We start from the raw sequence: 19,378 nt of genomic DNA, 5'->3' as shown, positions 1-19,378 counted from the left end.
AGGGAGGTCGAAATGGCAGTTCTATTGAATCGCCGGACGCGCGTTATCGTCCAGGGTCTGACCGGCAAGATCGGCTCATTCCATGCCGACGACATGAAGCGCTACGGCACCAACGTGGTTGGCGGCGTCACTCCCGGCAAGGGCGGGCTTGTCCACCAGGGCATCCCGGTCTTCAATACGGTCAGGGGCGCTGTGCGCGAGACCGGGGCCGAAGCCTCCATCGTGTTCGTGCCGCCACCCTTTGCGGCGGACTCGATCATGGAAGCGGCCGATGCAGGCCTCAAGCTCTGCGTCTGCATTACCGACGGCATCCCCTCTCAGGACATGATGCGGGTCAAGCGCTACATGCGCCGGTTCCGCTATGAAGACCGCATGCGCCTCGTCGGTCCCAACTGCGCCGGCGTCATCACGCCGGGCCAGGCGCTGATGGGCATCATGCCCGGCAACATCTACCTGCCGGGCCGCGTCGGCATCGTCGGCCGCTCGGGCACCCTCGGCTACGAGGCGGCTTCGCAGATGAAGGCGCTCGGCATCGGCGTTTCGACCTCGGTCGGCATCGGCGGCGACCCAATCAACGGCTCGTCCTTCAAGGACATCCTCAAGCTGTTCGAGGACGATCCCGACACCGACGCCGTGGTGATGATCGGCGAGATCGGCGGTCCGCAGGAAGCTGAGGCCGCAGAATGGGCCAGACACAATATGCGTAAGCCGCTGATCGCCTACATCGCCGGCCTTTCGGCGCCGAAGGGCAAGCGCATGGGCCATGCTGGCGCCATCATCTCGGCCTTCGGCGAATCCGCTCAGGAAAAGGTCGAGATCCTGCGCGACGCCGGCGTGACCATCGTGCCGACCCCGGCCGCCTTTGGCCCGACGGTTCAGGGCGTGCTCGAGCAGCAGAAGAAGGCCGCCTGACCCGGCCTTCGGGGAGCCGGCGCCGACCGGCTCCCTTTTCTCGCATCAGCCCGAAATCGACTCTCGATTTTCGGGCGCGACGGTGCGTAACCTATGAGGTGCTGGATCGTCCCTTGCGCGTCCCTTCGGACGGGCGGCGCTCCAAGGCAAGACCAAGGAATTGAAATGAAACCTCGCGTTATCGTCACGCGGCGCTGGCCCGCGGCAGTTGAACAGATCCTGGCGGAGCGGTTCGACACGACCTTCAATCAGGGCGACGCCCCGCTGGGCCAGACCGAGCTCAAGGCCGCGTTCCTGAATTTTGACGCGATCCTGCCGACCGTCAGCGACAAGTTGCCGGCGACGGTATTTCCCGACGTTGATGTCCGGACCAAGATCCTCGCCAATTTCGGTGTCGGCTTCAGCCATATCGACACCGACGCCGCGCAGGCCCGTGGTATCGTCGTGACGAACACACCCGGCGTATTGACCGACTGCACCGCCGACATCGGCATGAGCCTCCTGCTTTCGGTCGCCCGGCGGGCAGGCGAGGGCGAGCGCCAGGTACGCGCCGGCCAATGGGCAGGATGGTGCCCGACGCACATGATCGGCGCCAAGGTTACCGGCAAGACGATCGGCATCATCGGCATGGGCCGCATCGGCAAGGCGATGGCCAAGCGCGCGCATTTCGGCTTCGACATGGATGTTGTCTTCTACAACCGCTCGAAGGTCGACGACGAGGAAACCCGCGCCATGGGCGCAAGGCAGCTGGCCTCCATCGAGGACGTGCTGGCACAGGCCGACTTCGTCTCGCTGCATTGCCCGGGTGGAGCCGAGAACCGGCACCTGATCAATGCGGAACGCCTCGCAGCGATGAAACGCGGCGGGTTCCTGATCAACACGGCGCGCGGCGACGTCGTCGACCAGAAAGCACTGGTCGCGGCGCTCGACAGCGGCCAAATCGCGGGTGCCGGCCTCGACGTCTATGACGGCGAACCGGATGTGCCCGGTGCACTGATGCGTATGGAAAATGTGGTGCTGTTGCCGCATCTGGGCAGCGCCACGGAAGAAACCCGCGTGGCCATGGGCATGAAGGCGGTGGACAACCTGACCGCCTTCTTCGAGGGCCGCGCCTTACCCGACAAGGTGGTGTGATGTATCTCGACTGCTCGGTATCGGCACTGGTCAAGCTTCGCGCGCAGGCAATGGCCCTGTTTCGCGAAGGCATCGCAGCGTCGGATCCCGAGCAGGCGGTCATCGCGGCGCTTGAAACGAGACTGGACGACATCGCCGCGGCAAGACGGGTGATCCTGATCGCCTTCGGCAAGGCGGCATGCCCGATGGCACGCGCCGCGCTGCCTTTCGTCACGGACAAGCTGGTTTCCGCCTGCGCTGTGACCAATCTCGAGAACCATGCCGAGATCGACGGCGTCGAGGTCATTGCCGGAGGCCATCCTCTTCCCGACGCAGGCAGCATCAGGGGTGCCGAGGCGATCGAACGTGCGGCCCGTTCGGCCGAACCGGGCGACCTGGTCCTGGTGCTGGTCAGCGGCGGCGGTTCGGCGCTCACCTGCGCTCCGGCAGCGGGCATTGGACTTGCCGACAAGATTGAACTCAACGACACGCTGATCCGCTGCGGCGCTGACATCAGCGAGATCAATGCGGTCCGGCAGCTGTTTTCGCGGCTCAAGGGCGGGCGCCTGGCACAGCTCGCTTCGCGCGCCAAGATGCTCTCTCTCATTCTGTCGGATGTACCGGGCGACGATGTCGGTACCATCGCCAGCGGCCCGACGGCCCGCCCGTCGGCCACTCAGGCCGACGCCATCGACATTCTCGGTCGCTACGGCCTGATCAAGACATTGTCGCCGGCGCTGAAGTCGCATCTCGACTTCGTCCTCGAAAACGAACAGCCGGCGTCGACCTTCGAGCATGTCGAAAACATCGTCATCGGCTCCAACGGCATCAGCCTGCAGCGGGTGATGAATAGCGCCGGCACCAATTATCCGGTCGTCGTCAAGGCGGATGATTGGCTGAGCGGCGACGTCTCCGATGTTGCCAAGACGCTGCACCGGATGGCTGTGTTCGCAGCCAGCCAGCGCGGTCCGGTGGCAATCGTCGCCGGCGGAGAGCCGACGGTGCGTGTCGCCGGTAACGGCAAGGGCGGCCGCAACCAGGAACTGGCGCTGCGTTTTGCGCTTCTCAACGAATGGACGTCGATCAAGCGCCCCTGGGTCTTCCTGAGCGGTGGCACGGACGGACGCGACGGCCCGACCGATGCGGCGGGTGCGATCGTCGATGCCGGATCGACCACATGGATGCGCAAGCTGGGATGCAACCCCGTGGCCCTGCTGCAGAATAACGACTCCTACCATGCGCTGGCGTCGTCCGGCGACCTGGTGATGACCGGCGCCACCGGCACCAATGTCGCCGACCTGCAAATACTTCTGATGCAGTAGCGGTAACTGTCCCGGCCAACCCGGCCGAAGGTGAACTCTCGACCGATTACTGTCCTGGCAGCTCCATTCGGTGGAGTGCGGCCTTTACACCTGTTGTGCATTTTGCCTAAAATGTTTACTCTCGGTGAAATAGATTCAGCGAGCAGGAGCAGACGGCATCGACATGACGAAGGCCAAGGCAGCGGAAAAGCACGGACACTCGAAGAAGAATGGCAAGGCCCTGTCGGCAGCCATACCGGCGGTCGCGGCCAAATCGGCGCTGTCGCGCGTCTCGCCGCTGTCTCAGGATCCGCATGCAACGCGCGATACCCGAGAAAAGGTGCTGGAGGTGGCGATCGGCCACGAGGTCCGCGCCTTCCGCAAGAAGCTCGGCATCACGGTCGCCGATCTTGCTTCGGCCACCGATATCTCGCTCGGCATGTTGTCCAAGATCGAGAACGGCATCACCTCGCCATCGTTGACGACGCTACAGGCGCTTTCCCGCGCGCTCGGCGTCCCGGTCACCGCCTTCTTCCGCCGCTTCGAGGAAGAGAGAAACGCCGTGTTCGTCAAGGCCAACGAAGGGGTCGACGTCGAACGCCGCGGCACCCGCGCCGGACACCAATATACGTTGCTTGGCCATATCGGTTCGGACACGTCAGGCGTAACGGTCGAACCATATTTGATCACGCTGTCGGAAGACTCCGATGTCTTCCCGACATTCCAGCATGACGGCATGGAGTTTCTCTACATGCTGGAGGGCGAGGTAGTTTATCGCCACAGCAACAACCTCTACCGCATGACTCCGGGCGACAGCCTGTTCTTCGATGCCGATGCGCCGCACGGCCCGGAAGAACTGACCCATTTGCCGATCAAATATCTGTCGATCATCTCTTATCCACGCGGTCGCGGCAGTGACTAGCTCGAGGGCTGAGGGCGAGCTTTGGCGCTCGTCCTTAGGCCTGATCACCTGCATCCATGATTTCTGGCGGCTGGCCCAAGGCCAGCTCGACCGCGCGCAGCTTCGAAAAATGCGCCGGCGCGGACGCTTGTACGCGCTCGGATGTCCGAAAAATCGGCAATGAAGCCCGGCGAGCGCGGCCTCAACTTCTGAAATTCAAGTCGTCCACGGTGCAGTCAGCCCCGAAATTCCGTCCCGCGCGGCGAAAAATCGCGCGGGACGCTGCCCTGGCGTTAGCCGGAGTGGCCGAATTGTCGCTTTCTTGTTTTTCTACAGGAATAAAAAATTCATCACAGTTGAATTGGCCTCGGGAACCTGCTAGCTTTTGTCACAGGCAGCCAATCAGGTGAGGAAACTGGGATGTGCGGAATTGTAGGACTCTTTCTCAAGGACAAGTCGCTGGAGCCCCAATTGGGCGCGCTGCTGTCCGAAATGCTCGTAACTATGACCGATCGCGGCCCCGATAGCGCGGGCATCGCCATTTATGGCGGCGGTGCCAAGGGTCATGGCAAGATCACCATCCAGTCGGCTACCCCGGACGCGGATTTCAAGGGTCTCGACGCCGAGCTCGGCAAGAAGATCAACGCCAAGGTTTCGTCGACGGTAAAGTCCACCCATGCGGTGCTGGACGTGCCGGCCGACAAGATCGGTGAAGCCCGCGTGGCACTCGCCGAGCTGCGCCCCAACGTCCGCGTCATGGGCGCTGGCGAAGCCATCGAAATCTACAAGGAAGTCGGCCTGCCGATCGAAGTGCTCAAGCGTTTCGATATTGCCTCCATGGGCGGCAGCCACGGCATCGGCCACACCCGCATGGCTACCGAATCCGCTGTCACCACGCTCGGCGCGCACCCTTTCTCGACCGGCCCGGACCAGTGCCTGGTGCACAATGGCTCGCTGTCGAACCATAACAATCTGCGCCGCGAGTTGATCCGCGACGGCATGCGTTTCGAGACCGAAAACGACACCGAGGTGGCCGCCGCCTACCTGTCGTCGAAGATCGCGCATGGCCAGAATCTCGGCGAGGCGCTGGAAAGCAGCCTCAACGACCTCGACGGCTTCTTCACCTTCGTGGTCGGCACCAAGGACGGCTTCGGCGTTGTCCGCGATCCGATCTCCTGCAAGCCCGCCGTCATGGCCGAGACCGACCAGTATGTCGCTTTCGGCTCCGAATATCGCGCGCTCGCCAACCTGCCCGGCATCGAAGACGCCAAGGTCTGGGAGCCTGAGCCCTCCACCGTCTATTTCTGGGAGCACTGAGACTATGCATTCAACGAATCTTGCGACGTCCCCCCTGCACCAGGTCAACTACGCGCCGAAGGTGTTCGATCTTTCGAAGAACACGCTGCGCGAGTTCAACCAGGCGCTGCATGAGGTGAAGGACGCTTCCACCGAGCCGAACTGGGAAGTCATCAACCCGAAGGGCAGCCATGCGGTTGCCGTCGGCGCCGAGCACCCGATCTCGATCGATGTGCAGGGCAGCGTCGGCTACTATTGCGGCGGCATGAACCAGCTGTCGACGATCACCGTGCATGGCTCGGCCGGCCCGGGCGTCGGTGAAAACATGATGTCGGGCACCATCGTCGTGAAGGGCGACGCCAGCCAGTACGCCGGCGCCACCGGTCGCGGCGGCCTGCTGGTCATCGAAGGCAACGCTTCGTCGCGTTGCGGTATCTCGATGAAGGGCATCAACATCGTCGTTCGCGGCAACATCGGCCACATGTCGGCCTTCATGGCGCAGTCCGGCAACCTCGTGGTGCTCGGCGATGCCGGCGACGCGCTCGGCGACTCGATCTACGAAGCCCGCCTGTTCGTTCGCGGCTCGGTCAAGAGCCTCGGCGCTGACTGCATCAAGAAGGAATTGCGCCCCGAGCACATCGCGATCCTGCAGGATCTGCTCGACCGCGCCGGCATCACCGACGTGAAGCCGGAAGAGTTCTCGCGCTACGGTTCGGCGCGCACGCTCTACAACTTCAACATCGACAACGCTGACGCATACTGAGGAACAAAATGAGCTATCACAATCCTCCGACGACGCCACGCAAGTCGGCCACGTTCGATGAATACGCAATGTCCGAAATCCGTCGCGCCGCAGCGACGGGCATCTACGACATCCGCGGCTCCGGTGCCAAACGCAAGGTCCCGCACTTCGACGACCTGCTGTTCCTCGGCGCTTCGATCTCGCGCTATCCGCTCGAAGGCTATCGCGAAAAATGCGACACCTCGGTCGTATTGGGCACGCGTTTCGCCAAGAAGCCGATCGAGCTGAAGATCCCGATCACCGTCGCCGGCATGAGCTTCGGCTCGCTGTCGGGTCCGGCCAAGGAAGCCCTCGGCCGCGGCGCAACCCTTTCCGGCACCTCGACCACCACCGGTGACGGCGGCATGACCGAGGAAGAGCGCGGCCACTCCAAGCACCTGGTTTACCAATACCTGCCGTCGCGCTACGGCATGAACCCGCGTGACCTGCGTCGTGCCGATGCCATCGAAATCGTTGTCGGCCAGGGCGCCAAGCCGGGCGGCGGCGGCATGCTTCTCGGCCAGAAGATTTCCGACCGCGTCGCCGAGATGCGCACCCTGCCCAAGGGCATCGACCAGCGTTCGGCCTGCCGTCACCCCGACTGGACCGGTCCAGACGATCTCGAGATCAAGATTCTTGAAATCCGCGAGATCACCGACTGGCAGAAGCCGATCTACGTCAAGATTGGTGGCGCACGCCCCTACTACGACACCGCGCTCGCAGTGAAGGCCGGCGCTGACGTCGTCGTGCTCGACGGCATGCAGGGCGGCACCGCAGCGACCCAGGAAGTGTTCATCGAGCATGTCGGCCAGCCGACGCTCGCCTGTATCCGCCCGGCAGTGAAGGCGCTTCAGGACCTCGGCATGCACCGCAAGGTTCAGCTGATCGTTTCCGGTGGCATACGCAATGGTGCCGATGTGGCCAAAGCGCTCGCCCTCGGTGCCGATGCAGTATCGGTTGGAACCGCAGCGCTGATCGCGCTGGGCGACAACGATCCGCGTTGGGAGGATGAATACCAGAAGCTCGGCACCACTGCCGGCGCTTACGACGATTGGCACGAGGGCAAGGACCCTGCCGGCATCACCACGCAGGACGTCGAGCTGATGAAGCGCGTCGATCCGATCGCGGCTGGTCGCCGTCTGGCGAACTACCTGAAGGTCATGACGCTCGAGGCACAGACTATCGCCCGTGCCTGCGGCAAAAATCATCTGCACAATCTCGAGCCTGAGGATCTCTGCGCTCTTTCGATCGAAGCTGCCGCCATGGCTGGCGTGCCGCTTGCGGGGACGAGCTGGGTACCCGGGAAGGGTCCCTTTTAAAACCACAAGGATTGGGAGGAGCATTTTACATGGGTACGGCCTTCGAAGCCAAAATCGATCAGTCGGAGGTGACTGATCTCAAAGAGTTCGCAAGGACTCGCAACATCAGATACTTCATGGTGTCGTATACTGACCTCTTCGGAGGGCAGCGCGCCAAGTTGGTGCCTGCGCAGGCTATATCGGACATGCAGAAGGACGGAGCCGGCTTTGCCGGCTTCGCGACTTGGCTGGACCTGACGCCGGCGCACCCGGATATGCTGGCTGTGCCGGATCCGATCTCGGTCATCCAGCTGCCCTGGCGTCCGGAAGTTGCCTGGCTCGCATCCGACTGCCTGATGGAAGGCAAGGGCGTGGCCCAGGCGCCGCGCAACACGCTGAAGCGCCTCGTCGCCGAAGCCGCCAAGGAAGGCATGCGCGTCAAGACCGGCGTCGAGCCGGAATTCTTCCTGACCACGCCGGATGGCAAGCAGATTGCCGACGAGTACGATACGGCGGCAAAGTCCTGCTACGACCAGCAGGCCGTGATGCGCCGCTTCGATGTCATCGCCGAAATCTGCGATGCAATGCTCGATCTCGGCTGGAAGCCCTACCAGAACGACCATGAGGACGCGAACGGCCAGTTCGAAATGAACTGGGAGTACGACGACGTCCTGCAGACTGCCGACAAGCATTCGTTCTTCAAGTTCATGGTCCGCTCGATCGCCGAAAAGCATGGCCTGCGCGCGACCTTCATGCCGAAGCCTTTCCCAGGCCTCACCGGCAGCGGCTGCCATGCCCACATTTCGGTGTGGGATCTGAGCGGCAAGAACAATGCCTTTGCCGACAAGAACATGGAGCTGGGTCTTTCCGAGAAGGGCAGGTACTTCCTCGGCGGCATCATGAAGCACGCCTCGGCACTTGCCGCGATCTGCAATCCGACCGTCAACTCCTACAAGCGCATCAACGCACCGCGCACTCTTTCGGGTGCAACCTGGGCGCCGAACACGGTGACCTGGACCGGCAACAACCGCACCCACATGGTGCGCGTGCCCGGCCCCGGCCGCTTCGAACTGCGCCTGCCTGACGGCGCTGCCAACCCGTACCTGATGCAGGCGATCATCATCGCTGCCGGCCTCAGCGGCATCCGCTCCAAGGCCGATCCCGGCCCGCGCAGCGACGTCGACATGTACCGTGAAGGCCACACCGTCACGCATGGGGCCAAGCTGCCGCTCAACCTGCTTGACGCGCTGCGCGCCTATGACGAAGACAGCGAGCTGAAAGCTGCGATGGGCGAGGAGTTCTCCGCCGCCTTCATCAAGCTCAAGCACCAGGAGTGGAACTCCTACGCGTCGCACTTCACCCAGTGGGAGCGCGACCACACGCTGGACGTCTGAGGCACAAGAACAGGCTCGGCGCCCGATCATCCAGATCGGGCGCTGCCTCGGGCACACCTCACATTTCGCCGGAACACATGCGATGAAATATTCGATCTTCTCACTCGCCAAGGCAGCTTTGTCCGGTCATCAGGGCTGGACCCGGGCTTGGCGCGATCCGGCACCCAAGAGCCACTACGATGTGATCATCATCGGTGGTGGCGGCCACGGCCTGGCCACGGCCTATTTCCTCGCCAACGAGTACGGCATCCGCAATGTCGCGGTGCTCGAAAAGGGCTGGATCGGTTCCGGCAACGCCGGCCGCAACACCACCATCATCCGTTCCAACTACGGCCTTCCCGGCAATACCGGCTTCTACGAGCTTTCGATGAAGCTGTGGGAGCGCATGGAGCAGGATCTCAATTACAACGCGATGGTTAGCCAGCGCGGCATCATCAACCTCTATCACTCCGATGCCCAGCGCGACGCCTTTGCCCGCCGCGGCAACACCATGCGCATCAACGGCATCGATGCCGAACTGCTCGACGCGGTGCAGATTCGTAAGGAACTGCCGTTCCTGAATTACGACAGCCCGCGCTTCCCGATCATGGGCGGCCTGATGCAGCGCCGCGGCGGTACGGCCCGCCATGACGCAGTGGTCTGGGGTTATGCGCGCGCCGCCGACCAGCGTGGCGTCGACATCATCCAGAACTGCGAAGTTACCGGCTTCGTCCGCGACCAGAACGGCAAGGTCACCGGTGTCGAGACATCGCGCGGCAAGATCAGCGCCGGCAAGGTCGGCATGGCGGTCGCCGGCAATACCTCGCGCGTCGCCGCCATGGCCGACATGAAGCTGCCGATCGAAAGCCATGTGCTGCAGGCCTTCGTCACCGAGGCGATCAAGCCGCTCATCCCTGGCGTCGTCACCTTCGGCGCCGGCCACTTCTATATCAGCCAGTCCGACAAGGGCGGCCTCGTCTTCGGCGGCGATCTCGACGGCTACAATTCCTACGCCCAGCGCGGCAACATGCCAGTGGTCGAGGACGTCTGCGAAGGCGGCATGGCGGTCATGCCGATGATCGGCCGCGTCCGTATGCTGCGCCAGTGGGGCGGTATCATGGACATGTCGATGGACGGCACGCCGATCATCGACAAGACGCCCATCGATGGCCTCTATCTCAACGCCGGCTGGTGCTATGGCGGCTTCAAGGCGACGCCGGCTTCCGGTCTCGTTTTCGCCCATCTGCTGGCGCGTGACGAACCGCACCCAGAAGCTGCGCGCTTCCGGCTCGACCGGTTCCGCCGCGGCGCGATGATCGACGAAAAGGGCCAAGGCGCCCAACCCAACCTGCACTGAAAGCGAGACTGGCGGAATGCGTATTGCATGTCCTTTCTGCGGCGAACGCGAGAACGGCGAGTTCACCTATCTCGGCGACGCCTCGCCCAAGCGGCCCACCTTCGCAGTCGATAGCGGCGAAAGCCCCGAGCGCGTCGAAGACGCCTTCTACGACTATGTTTATCTGCGCGACAACGTAGCCGGCTTCATGCGCGAGTACTGGTATCACGGCGGTGGCTGCCGCTCCTGGCTGATAGCCGAGCGCAACACCGTGACGCATGAATTCAGATCGGTGACGGCAGCCCCCGGCGTGGGTGCGTCCAAGCCGGTGCAGGCAGGAGAATAAAGATGTCGGGCTATTCCGGATCCGAACCGCTCGGCAGGACGGCCGCTGCCGAAGGCAGCACCAGCGCGCGCAGCCAAGCTGCATCCGCCAGCCAGTCGCACCGACTGCGCAGCGGCGGTCTGATCGATCGCCAGGCGCCGCTGCAGTTCTCCTTCGACGGCAAGACCATGACAGGCTTTGCCGGCGACACGCTGGCCTCGGCGCTCGTCGCCAACGGCGTCAAGCTGGTGGCCCGCTCATTCAAGTACCACCGTCCGCGCGGCATCATCACCGCTGGTTCGGAAGAGCCAAGCGCGCTGGTCGAGATGCGCACCGGCGCCCGCAAGGAGCCGAACACCCGCGCCACCACGCAGGAGCTCTATGACGGGCTGATTGCCCAGAGTCAGAACCGCTGGCCGTCGCTGCGTCGCGACTTCATGTCGATCAACCAGCTGTTCTCGCCGATCTTCGTCGCAGGGTTCTACTACAAGACCTTCATGTGGCCGGCGAAGTTCTGGGAGGCGATCTACGAGCCGATCATCCGCCGTGCCGCCGGTCTCGGCAAGAGCGCGGAACTGCCGGATCCCGATCACTACGACAAGGCCTGGGCGCATTGCGACGTGCTCGTCGTCGGTGCCGGGCCCACCGGTCTTTCGGCGGCACTGGCCGCTGGCCGCGCCGGTTCGCGTGTCATCCTGGTCGAAGAAGACGTCCGTCTCGGCGGCCGCCTGCTCAGTGACGGTGGCGAGATCGACGGCATGCATGCCGAGGAGTGGGTGCGTCGTGCGACCGACGAACTCGCCGGGCTGCCCAACGTCCGCATCATGACCCGTACGGCGCTTTTCGGCGTCTATGACGGCGGCGTCCACGCCGCGCTCGAGCGCGTCAACGACCATGTTCCGGTGCCGGGTCCGCACCAGGTCCGCCAGCGGATTTGGCGCATCGTTGCCAAGCGTTCGGTTGTCACTGCCGGTGCCATCGAGCGGCCGATTGCCTTCCCGGGCAACGACCGTCCGGGCGTGATGATGGCGTCCGCCGTGCGCACCTACGTCCATCGCTTCGCAGCGATGCCGGGCAAGCGCGTCGCGCTGTTCACCAACAATGACGACGGCTGGCGCACTGTCGAGGCGATCCAGCAGGCCGGTGGCGATATCGCAGCGGTGATCGACCCGCGCGGCAAGGTGCCGGCGGAATACCAGGCACTGGCCGAACTCTCCGACCTGCGCGTGCTGGCTGGCGGCGTGTCCGACGTCAAGGGTGGCGTCGATGGCGTGCGTGGCCTGGTGGTTACTGCCGCCGACGGCAGGAAGCAGCAGATCGATGCCGACTGCCTGGCAGTGTCCGGTGGCTGGAATCCCAATGTGGGCTTGTCCTGTTTCCATCGCGGCAAGCCGGTCTGGCGTGACGACATCGCAGCCTTTGTCCCCGGCGATTGCCCGACGGGAATGGTCATGGCGGGTGCCGCCAATGGCGAATTCTCGCTTGGCGCTTGCCTGCGCGACGGCCATGCCGCCGGTGTGGCTGCGGCCGCCGATTGCGGCGCGTCGGGCAATGCCGGCGAAGCATCGGAAGCCGGCGACGAGGTCTACGCGATCTCGCCGCTCTGGCAGGTCAAGGCCAAGGGCAAGGCCTTCGTCGACTTCCAGCACGACGTCACTGCATCCGACGTGACGCTGGCGCAGCGCGAAGGCTTCGAGAGCGTCGAACATCTCAAGCGTTACACCACGCTTGGCATGGCGACCGACCAGGGCAAGACCTCCAACATCACCGGCCTTGCCATCATGGCCGATGCCACCGGCCGCACGATCTCGCAGACCGGCACGACGATCTATCGTCCGCCCTATGCACCGGTGGCGATCGGCGCACTCGCCGGCCATCACCGCGACGAGAACTTCCACGCCTGGCGCCTGACGCCGTCGCATCACTGGGCTGCTGCGCGCGGTGCTGTGTTCGTCGACACCGGGCTTTGGAAGCGCGCGCAATGGTATCCGCAGCCGGGCGAGAAGGACTGGATCGAATCGGTTTCCCGCGAAGTGCTCGCCGTGCGCAACGGCGTCGGCTTCTGCGACGTCTCCACGCTCGGCAAGGTCGACGTGCGCGGTGCCGACGCCGGCACCTTCCTCGATCGCGTCTACATCAATGCCTTCTCGTCGCTTGCCGTCGGCAAGGCGCGTTACGGCCTGATGCTGCGCGAGGACGGCATCGTCATGGACGACGGCACGACCTCGCGTCTTGCTGAAGACCATTACTTCCTGACCACGACCACGGCCAAGGCCGGTCCGGTCATGGCGCATCTCGAATTCTGCCGCCAGGTGCTCTGGCCGGAGCTCGACGTGCAGCTGTCGTCGGCGTCCGACCAGTGGGCACAGTTCTCGATCGCCGGGCCGAACACCCGCAAGCTTCTGCAGGCGCTGGTCGATCCGTCGGAAGACATGAGCAACGAAGGCTTCCCGTTCATGGGGGCCCGCGAGGTCAAGCTGCGCGGTGGCGTCACAGCCCGCCTGTTCCGCATCTCGTTCTCGGGTGAAATCGCCTTCGAAATCTCGGTGCCGGCGCGCTACGGCGCGGCGATGGCCGAGAACCTGATGATCGCCGGCAAGCCCTATGGCGTGACGCCTTACGGCACCGAGGCGCTTGGCGTCATGCGTATCGAGAAGGGCCACGTTGCCGGTCCCGAGCTCAACGGCATGACGACGGCCGACGACCTTGGCCTCGGCAAGATGATGTCGAAGAAGAAGGACTTCATCGGCCGCATCATGGCTGGACGCGAGGCGCTGACTGCAACCGACCGCCAGGTCGTCGTCGGCATCAAGCCGCTCGACCGTGCACGCCGGCTGCGCTCAGGCGCGCATGTCATCCCCAAGGGCGGCATCCCGGGTCCGGCGACTGACCAGGGTTATGTCACCTCGGTCTGCTTCTCGCCGATGATGGAACAGTGGATCGGCCTCGGCCTGGTCGAACGCGGCCGCGAACGTATCGGCGAAATCGTCCGCATCCACGATCCGCTGCGGAGCGAGGACTACGAAGCCGAGATCTGCAATCCTGTCTTCTATGATCCAGAAGGAGCGCGCCAGCGTGGTTGATTATCTCTGGAACACCCAGTCGCCGCTCCAGAAGGCGCTCGTCGCCGGTCGCCATGGCGTGGCCGGTGCACAGGCAGGCGTGACGCTTGTCGAGGTTCGCGATCTCGTGCTGGTCCAGGTCATGGCCCGGCGCGGCAAGGCAGCCGACACGGCCAAGGCGGCAAAGAAGCTGTTCGGCGTCGATGCGCCAAACACGCCGAAGGCCGTCGCCGGCAAGTCCGCGACGCTCGTCTGGTCGGGACCCGACCAGTTCACGGTGTTGGCGCCGCGGACGGACGAGAGCTCGCAGATCGATGCCATGAGCCAGGCCTTCTCAGGCGCGGCCTCGCTGTCCGATCAGTCGGACGGCCGCTGCCTGATCCGGGTTTCAGGCCCGCGCGGCCGCGATGCCATCGCCAAGTTCTCGTCGCTCGACCTGCATGATGCCGCCTTTCCGGTTGGCACTGCCGCGAATACGTCGGTCGACCACACGGCGGTCAATTTCTGGCGCGAGGCGAACGGTGCCGACGGCCATCCGGTCTACAGCATGCTGGTTTTCACCAGCTTCGCCGACAGCCTGTGGCATGCCATCGTGGATTCTTCGCTGGAATATGGCGTCGACACGTCGAGGACTCGCGCGGCCTGAACGCGCGTCAGCAGCGCCAGACAAACGAAAGCCCCGGAGCGATCCGGGGCTTTTTCGTTGGCGATCACAGCTGAGACAAATATCAAAAGGTCAAAAATACGACTGCCGCCACGGCATGCGTGGCGGCCAGGCAAAATACAAGCTCGGTCGTCGCTCAGGCGTCGACGCAGGCCTTGTGCAGTTGGGCGAGCGATGCCGTCGGGCGCAGCAACGACAGGGTCAGGAGCTCGACGCAGAGCGGCATCACCAGCTTGGCACCGTCGGCATAGAGCGAACCGCCCGACGCGCGGAACGAACCCTTGTCGATGATGGTCTCGAGAACATCGCGCGTCCTGAGCGGCAACAGGTCGGTGCAGGTGCTCATCCGGGCGAAGATATGGCTGATCGGGACGTTGAAGCCGTCGACCGGTACGAGAGGTTCCTCGTTTCCTTCCTTCCATTCCTCGAGCGCTTCGAGCGCGTCATGGAAGGCGTTCTGAACGGTGATGGGCGCGTGGCCCTCATAGAGTTCCGGCAGCACTTTCTGCATGGGCATGTTCCTCTTCAAGCTCTGTTGGATCGTGCTGCGGCAACGCGGAATCGGGTATTGGACCTCACTGTAATGTGCCTCCCATACTTGCCTTATATGCAACATATTTGCACATGAGTTAAATCTCGTCCACTGCAAATCGCACTGGACCAATCCTCTGGAAACTCCAGAATTTCTGCCCCGGGCGGTAGTCGGATTTGAGTTTTGCGATCATCGTTCGGCCAGTATCGGCACCACCCGAACGAATAGGAAATCTACCCGTCCGGGCGTTTTCAAAGAGACGGAAAACCGATCTGCTCGGCATCAGGAAAACTGCATTTCCCGGATGGCCGGCTCTACGAACCGGTGTCCCGGAGCAACACGAGATGAATGGGTGTCGCTTGGAGGAGAGCAAACCACTCAGCTTTCGTGAGGACGTCCGCAGCCTGCTGTTCAGGGTGCTTTTGGCCGTCGTCAGCGAACGCGAGCCCGATATGGCGGAGGTTCTTACCGGCCGCGTGAGCCTCGATGCGCTCGAAAGCGGGCAACGCATTGCCGCGCTGCAGGCCACAGGTATGTGGTTCCAGCTCGTTGCCATTGCCAACGAGCTTCTGGCCATGCGCTCTCGCCGAGAGCTGGAGCAGATGGGCGGTGCCGACGAAGTCATCGGCTCCTTCGCCAATGTCGTGGGCGAGATCGCCGCCGCCGGCTACCCGGCTGAGGACATCCAGGCTACCCTCGACGCGCTCAGCGTCGGGCCGACCATGACGGCGCATCCGACGGAGGCCAAGCGGGTCACCGTCCTCGAAATCCACCGCCGCATCTACCGCAAGCTGACCGAACTCGAGCAGCAGCGCTGGGCGCCGCGCGAGCGCGAACAGCTGATCGACGACCTCAAGAGCGAGATCGAACTGCTGTGGATGTCGGGCGAACTGCGGCTCGAACGGCCTTCGGTCGAGCGCGAGATCGCCTGGGGCCTGCACTTCTTCCGTGAAGTGATCTTCGAGGCGACGCCCAAGCTCTATGACAGCGTCGAGGAAGCGCTGGCCCGCCACTACCCCGAATACGATCTCAAGGTGCCGTCCTTCATGCGGTACGCCTCCTGGATCGGCGGCGACCGCGACGGCAACCCGAATGTCACGGCCAAGACCACGGCCTATGCGCTCAACGAGTGCCGCCAGGCGATCGTCGGCTGGTATATCGGCCAGGTGCGCAAGCTGGTCACCGTGCTCAGCATCAGCGCCAATGTCGTCGACATACCGGAAGCCTTTACCAAGGCACTGGGCCATGCCCTGCATCGCAGCGGCAATGCCTCGGAGATCGTGGCACGCAATCCCGACGAACCCTTGCGCCAGTTCGCAGCGGCGATGCTCGATCGCCTTGAGGCGATGCGCGGGGAGGCGTCGGCCAAGCCCTATACCCGTTCCGATGCCTTCAAGGCCGACTTGCGCGAGCTGGAAAACGTGCTCGGCCAGCTTGGCGGCAAGCTGATCGCCCGGCGCTTCGTGCGGCCGGTGCGCCAGCAGGTCGAAACCTTCGGCTTCCGCACGGTTTCGCTGGACATCAGGCAGAACTCTACCGTCGTCAATCGTGTGCTGAGCGAGTTGTTCAAGCACGCCGATCCGGAGACGGCGCCTGCTCCCGACACACCGCAATGGACGGCACGTATCCGGGCGGCACTGAATTCCGGTGAACAGCTTGAAGTCGACCGGCTGGCGCTGTCGGAAGAAGCACAAGAGCTTCTCGACCTGTACGACGTCATCCGCAAGGCTTCGGCCGGGCTGAACGGCGGTGCGGTCGGGGCCTTCATCCTGTCGATGACGCGGTCGAGCGACGATCTCCTGGCGGTCTATCTGCTGGCGCAGTATTCCGGCATGGCGACGGCATCCGACGGTAGCGGAACCATTGCGCTCAGGGTCGTGCCGCTGTTCGAAACGATTGCCGACCTGCGCGCCGCGCCCGAGATCCTCGACCAGTTGTTCGGTGTGTCCATCGTCCGCCGCTCGGTGCGGGATTTCGGCAACGCTCAGGAAGTGATGCTTGGTTACTCCGACTCCAACAAGGACGGCGGTTTCCTCGCCTCCAACTGGGAGCTGAACAAGGCACAGCGGCGGATCACGGCGCTCGCCATCAAGCGCAAGGTCAAGATCAGCTTCTTCCACGGCCGTGGCGGCTCGGTCAGCCGGGGCGGGGCACCGACAGGCAGGGCGATCGCCGCCCAGCCGGCCGGCACCATCGGCGGCGCGATGCGCGTCACCGAGCAGGGCGAGGTCGTGTCGTCGAAGTTCGCCAACCGCGGCACCGGCCTCTATCAGCTCGAGATCCTGGCGGCGAGCGTCTTTGCCCACACCGTCAAGTCGCCGAACGAGCCCGAGCTCAAGGACATTCCCGAGTTCAGCGAGGCGCTGGAAGCGCTGACCGGCATGTCGCAGGCGTCTTATTCGGGCCTGATCAACGAGCCGGGCTTTATTGACTACTTCCACCAGGCTAGCCCGGTTGAAGAACTGTCGCTGCTCAAGATCGGCTCGCGCCCGGCGCGCCGTTTCGGCGCGAGGGACATTTCCGACCTGCGCGCCATCCCATGGGTTTTCGCCTGGAGCCAGAACCGGCACCTGCTGACCAACTGGTATGGCATCGGCAGCGCGCTCAATTCCTTCGTCAACGTGCGCGGCGACGCTGGCTTGGAACTGCTCAGGCAGATGTTCGAACGCTCACGCTTCTTCCGCCTCGTCGTCGACGAGGTGGACAAGGGCCTCTACCAGTCCGACATGGATATCGGCTACCTCTATGCCGGGCTGGTGCAGGACCGCGAGGTCGGCGAGCGCATCTACCGCAAGATCTCGGCCGAATACGCGCTGACGCGGCGGATGATCTCCGAGGTCAATGGCGGGCTCAAGCTTTCCGAACGCTTTCCCGCCTTCAAGCGCCATTTCGACCGCATCCGCCCGCAGATGGACTCGATCCACCGGCTGCAGGTGCAGCTGCTGCGCGAGGTGCGCGCCCAGGACGGCGCCACCGCCAAGCCGAAGCGCGCCGTCAACGCACTTCTACTTTCGATCAATTGCATTTCCGCCGGCCTAGGCTGGACCGGATGACCACATTTTCTGGCGCCGTAGGGCGCCGCAAGGGAGGAGCCTCATGAATATTCCAACCAGACCCGGCATCGGCAGCGCCCGCCACTTCTTCCGCACCGGCGTCGCCCAGGCGGACCCCGCCGTCAGCGATGCGATGGATCGCGAGCTGCAGCGCCAGCGCGACGAGATCGAGCTGATCGCTTCGGAAAACATCGTCTCCAAGGCGGTGCTCGAGGCACAGGGCTCGGTGCTGACCAATAAATACGCCGAGGGTTATCCCGGCCGTCGCTATTATGGCGGCTGCGCCTATGTCGACGAGATCGAGGATCTGGCGCGCGAGCGCGCCAAGACAATGTTCAACTGCAGCTTTGCCAACGTGCAGCCGAACTCAGGCAGCCAGGCCAACCAGGCAGTGTTCATGGCGCTGATGCAGCCGGGCGACACCTATCTCGGCCTGAACCTTGCCGCGGGCGGCCATCTCACCCACGGCGCGCCGGTCAACCAATCGGGCAAGTGGTTCAACCCAGTCTCCTACGGCGTGAAGCCCGATACGCACCGCATCGACATGGACGAGGTGCGCGATCTCGCCAAGAAGCACCAGCCCAAGGTCATCCTTGCCGGCGGCTCGGCCTATCCGCGCATCATCGACTTCAAGGCGTTCCGCGAGATCGCCGACGAGGTCGGGGCCAAGCTGTTCGTCGACATGGCCCACTTCGCGGGCCTGGTCGCCGGCGGCGTCCACCCCAACCCGCTCGAACATGCCCATGTCGTGACCACCACCACGCACAAGACCCTGCGCGGTCCGCGCGGCGGCATGGTGCTGTCCAACGACGAAGAGATCGGCAAGAAGATCAATTCGGCTGTCTTCCCAGGCCTGCAGGGCGGTCCGCTGATGCACGTCATCGCCGCCAAGGCGGTTGCCTTCGGCGAGGCGCTGACGCCCGACTTCAAGGTCTATGCCGCGAACGTCGTCTCCAACGCCAAAGTGTTGGCCGAGACCCTGCAGGAGGGTGGCGTCGACATCGTCTCGGGCGGTACCGACACGCATCTCATGCTTGTCGACCTGCGGCGCAAGAACCTCACCGGCAAGGCGGTGGAAGCGTCCCTCGGCCGGGCCCACATCACCTGCAACAAGAACGGCATCCCGTTCGATCCGCAGGGTCCGATGGTCACTTCGGGCGTCCGGCTGGGCACGCCAGCCTGCACGACCCGCGGCTTCCTTGCCGAGGAGTTCCGCCAGGTCGGCCGCATGACCATGGCTGTCATCGATGGCCTTGCGGCCAATGGCGAGGCCGGCAACGCCAAGATCGAAGCCGCCGTTCGCGAAGAAACCCACGATCTGGTCGGTCGATTCCGAATCTACGACTGATTCCTGTCGCTGGAGAGCGGGCATGCCTTGGCAAATTCGATTGGAATGCGCCAAGGCATGATGCCGATGTCGATGGCGGGCCA

At 63.8% G+C, this 19,378-nt stretch carries 15 protein-coding genes; 14 read left to right on the top strand and 1 reads right to left on the bottom strand.

Annotated elements, in window-relative coordinates:
• The first annotated feature begins 12 nt into the window (after nt 1-12).
• From sucD to O1Y97_RS25800, 12 genes are all read left to right on the top strand, one after another.
• Nucleotides 13-912, top strand: a complete 900-nt coding sequence (gene sucD / locus O1Y97_RS25855) for a succinate--CoA ligase subunit alpha (RefSeq protein WP_108610214.1) — start codon at nt 13-15, stop codon at nt 910-912.
• Between the two features lie 165 nt (nt 913-1,077).
• The gene (locus O1Y97_RS25850; RefSeq protein WP_268738154.1) at nt 1,078-2,046 is read left to right on the top strand and encodes a 2-hydroxyacid dehydrogenase; all 969 of its coding nucleotides are present in this window, start codon (nt 1,078-1,080) and stop codon (nt 2,044-2,046) included.
• Nucleotides 2,046-3,347 (top strand): glycerate kinase type-2 family protein, encoded by a 1,302-nt coding sequence (locus tag O1Y97_RS25845; RefSeq protein WP_108679492.1) that lies wholly within the window; start codon nt 2,046-2,048, stop codon nt 3,345-3,347. The genes O1Y97_RS25850 and O1Y97_RS25845 overlap by 1 nt, the downstream gene beginning before the upstream one ends.
• 163 nt (nt 3,348-3,510) lie before the next feature.
• Nucleotides 3,511-4,248: a helix-turn-helix domain-containing protein gene (locus O1Y97_RS25840; protein ID WP_108610217.1), complete on the top strand. Its 738-nt coding sequence runs from the start codon at nt 3,511-3,513 to the stop codon at nt 4,246-4,248.
• Between the two features lie 399 nt (nt 4,249-4,647).
• Nucleotides 4,648-5,544: a class II glutamine amidotransferase gene (locus O1Y97_RS25835; protein ID WP_108610218.1), complete on the top strand. Its 897-nt coding sequence runs from the start codon at nt 4,648-4,650 to the stop codon at nt 5,542-5,544.
• A 4-nt stretch (nt 5,545-5,548) separates the two neighbouring features.
• Complete coding sequence (locus O1Y97_RS25830) at nt 5,549-6,286, top strand: GltB/FmdC/FwdC-like GXGXG domain-containing protein (RefSeq protein WP_108610219.1); 738 nt, start codon at nt 5,549-5,551, stop codon at nt 6,284-6,286.
• 8 nt (nt 6,287-6,294) lie between these two features.
• Nucleotides 6,295-7,623 (top strand): FMN-binding glutamate synthase family protein, encoded by a 1,329-nt coding sequence (locus O1Y97_RS25825; protein WP_055976086.1) that lies wholly within the window; start codon nt 6,295-6,297, stop codon nt 7,621-7,623.
• 29 nt (nt 7,624-7,652) lie between these two features.
• Entirely contained in the window at nt 7,653-8,996 is a 1,344-nt protein-coding gene (gene glnT / locus O1Y97_RS25820) for a type III glutamate--ammonia ligase (RefSeq protein WP_108610220.1), read from the top strand.
• A gap of 82 nt (nt 8,997-9,078) precedes the next feature.
• Nucleotides 9,079-10,332: a sarcosine oxidase subunit beta family protein gene (locus O1Y97_RS25815; protein ID WP_268738153.1), complete on the top strand. Its 1,254-nt coding sequence runs from the start codon at nt 9,079-9,081 to the stop codon at nt 10,330-10,332.
• 16 nt (nt 10,333-10,348) lie between these two features.
• A complete protein-coding gene (locus O1Y97_RS25810; RefSeq protein WP_108610222.1) occupies nt 10,349-10,657 on the top strand; it encodes a sarcosine oxidase subunit delta in 309 nt (102 codons plus the stop codon).
• A gap of 2 nt (nt 10,658-10,659) precedes the next feature.
• Entirely contained in the window at nt 10,660-13,719 is a 3,060-nt protein-coding gene (locus tag O1Y97_RS25805; RefSeq protein WP_268738152.1) for a sarcosine oxidase subunit alpha family protein, read from the top strand.
• Nucleotides 13,712-14,344 (top strand): sarcosine oxidase subunit gamma, encoded by a 633-nt coding sequence (locus O1Y97_RS25800; protein WP_268738151.1) that lies wholly within the window; start codon nt 13,712-13,714, stop codon nt 14,342-14,344. Before O1Y97_RS25805 ends, O1Y97_RS25800 begins: the two co-directional genes overlap by 8 nt.
• A gap of 154 nt (nt 14,345-14,498) precedes the next feature.
• Here O1Y97_RS25800 and O1Y97_RS25795 read toward each other — a convergent pair whose 3' ends face one another.
• Nucleotides 14,499-14,879, bottom strand: coding sequence for a BRA0787 family protein (locus tag O1Y97_RS25795; protein ID WP_108679493.1), 381 nt, complete (start codon nt 14,877-14,879; stop codon nt 14,499-14,501).
• A 374-nt stretch (nt 14,880-15,253) separates the two neighbouring features.
• On the opposite strand from O1Y97_RS25795, the gene O1Y97_RS25790 reads away from it, so the two are divergent.
• Nucleotides 15,254-17,947 (top strand): phosphoenolpyruvate carboxylase, encoded by a 2,694-nt coding sequence (locus O1Y97_RS25790; RefSeq protein ID WP_268738150.1) that lies wholly within the window; start codon nt 15,254-15,256, stop codon nt 17,945-17,947.
• 43 nt (nt 17,948-17,990) lie between these two features.
• Nucleotides 17,991-19,295: a serine hydroxymethyltransferase gene (gene glyA / locus O1Y97_RS25785; protein WP_183263987.1), complete on the top strand. Its 1,305-nt coding sequence runs from the start codon at nt 17,991-17,993 to the stop codon at nt 19,293-19,295.
• Nucleotides 19,296-19,378: the final 83 nt, after the last annotated feature.

The sequence above is a fragment of the Aminobacter niigataensis genome (genome assembly GCF_946995915.1).
GTDB lineage: Bacteria > Pseudomonadota > Alphaproteobacteria > Rhizobiales > Rhizobiaceae > Aminobacter > Aminobacter niigataensis.
Note: the sequence above shows the minus strand (reverse complement) of the source record. Positions and strands in the feature narration are given on the sequence as shown.

Excerpts from the sequence above, each read along its gene's own strand:
- glnT (WP_108610220.1), top strand. The coding sequence starts at position 7,653 with ATGGGTACGGCCTTCGAAGCCAAAATCGATCAGTCGGAGGTGACTGAT.
- O1Y97_RS25825 (WP_055976086.1), top strand. The coding sequence starts at position 6,295 with ATGAGCTATCACAATCCTCCGACGACGCCACGCAAGTCGGCCACGTTC.
- O1Y97_RS25805 (WP_268738152.1), top strand. The coding sequence starts at position 10,660 with ATGTCGGGCTATTCCGGATCCGAACCGCTCGGCAGGACGGCCGCTGCC.
- O1Y97_RS25815 (WP_268738153.1), top strand. The coding sequence starts at position 9,079 with ATGAAATATTCGATCTTCTCACTCGCCAAGGCAGCTTTGTCCGGTCAT.
- O1Y97_RS25840 (WP_108610217.1), top strand. The coding sequence starts at position 3,511 with ATGACGAAGGCCAAGGCAGCGGAAAAGCACGGACACTCGAAGAAGAAT.
- O1Y97_RS25795 (WP_108679493.1), bottom strand. The coding sequence starts at position 14,879 with ATGCCCATGCAGAAAGTGCTGCCGGAACTCTATGAGGGCCACGCGCCC.
- O1Y97_RS25830 (WP_108610219.1), top strand. The coding sequence starts at position 5,549 with ATGCATTCAACGAATCTTGCGACGTCCCCCCTGCACCAGGTCAACTAC.
- glyA (WP_183263987.1), top strand. The coding sequence starts at position 17,991 with ATGAATATTCCAACCAGACCCGGCATCGGCAGCGCCCGCCACTTCTTC.
- O1Y97_RS25835 (WP_108610218.1), top strand. The coding sequence starts at position 4,648 with ATGTGCGGAATTGTAGGACTCTTTCTCAAGGACAAGTCGCTGGAGCCC.
- O1Y97_RS25810 (WP_108610222.1), top strand. The coding sequence starts at position 10,349 with ATGCGTATTGCATGTCCTTTCTGCGGCGAACGCGAGAACGGCGAGTTC.
- O1Y97_RS25850 (WP_268738154.1), top strand. The coding sequence starts at position 1,078 with ATGAAACCTCGCGTTATCGTCACGCGGCGCTGGCCCGCGGCAGTTGAA.
- O1Y97_RS25845 (WP_108679492.1), top strand. The coding sequence starts at position 2,046 with ATGTATCTCGACTGCTCGGTATCGGCACTGGTCAAGCTTCGCGCGCAG.
- sucD (WP_108610214.1), top strand. The coding sequence starts at position 13 with ATGGCAGTTCTATTGAATCGCCGGACGCGCGTTATCGTCCAGGGTCTG.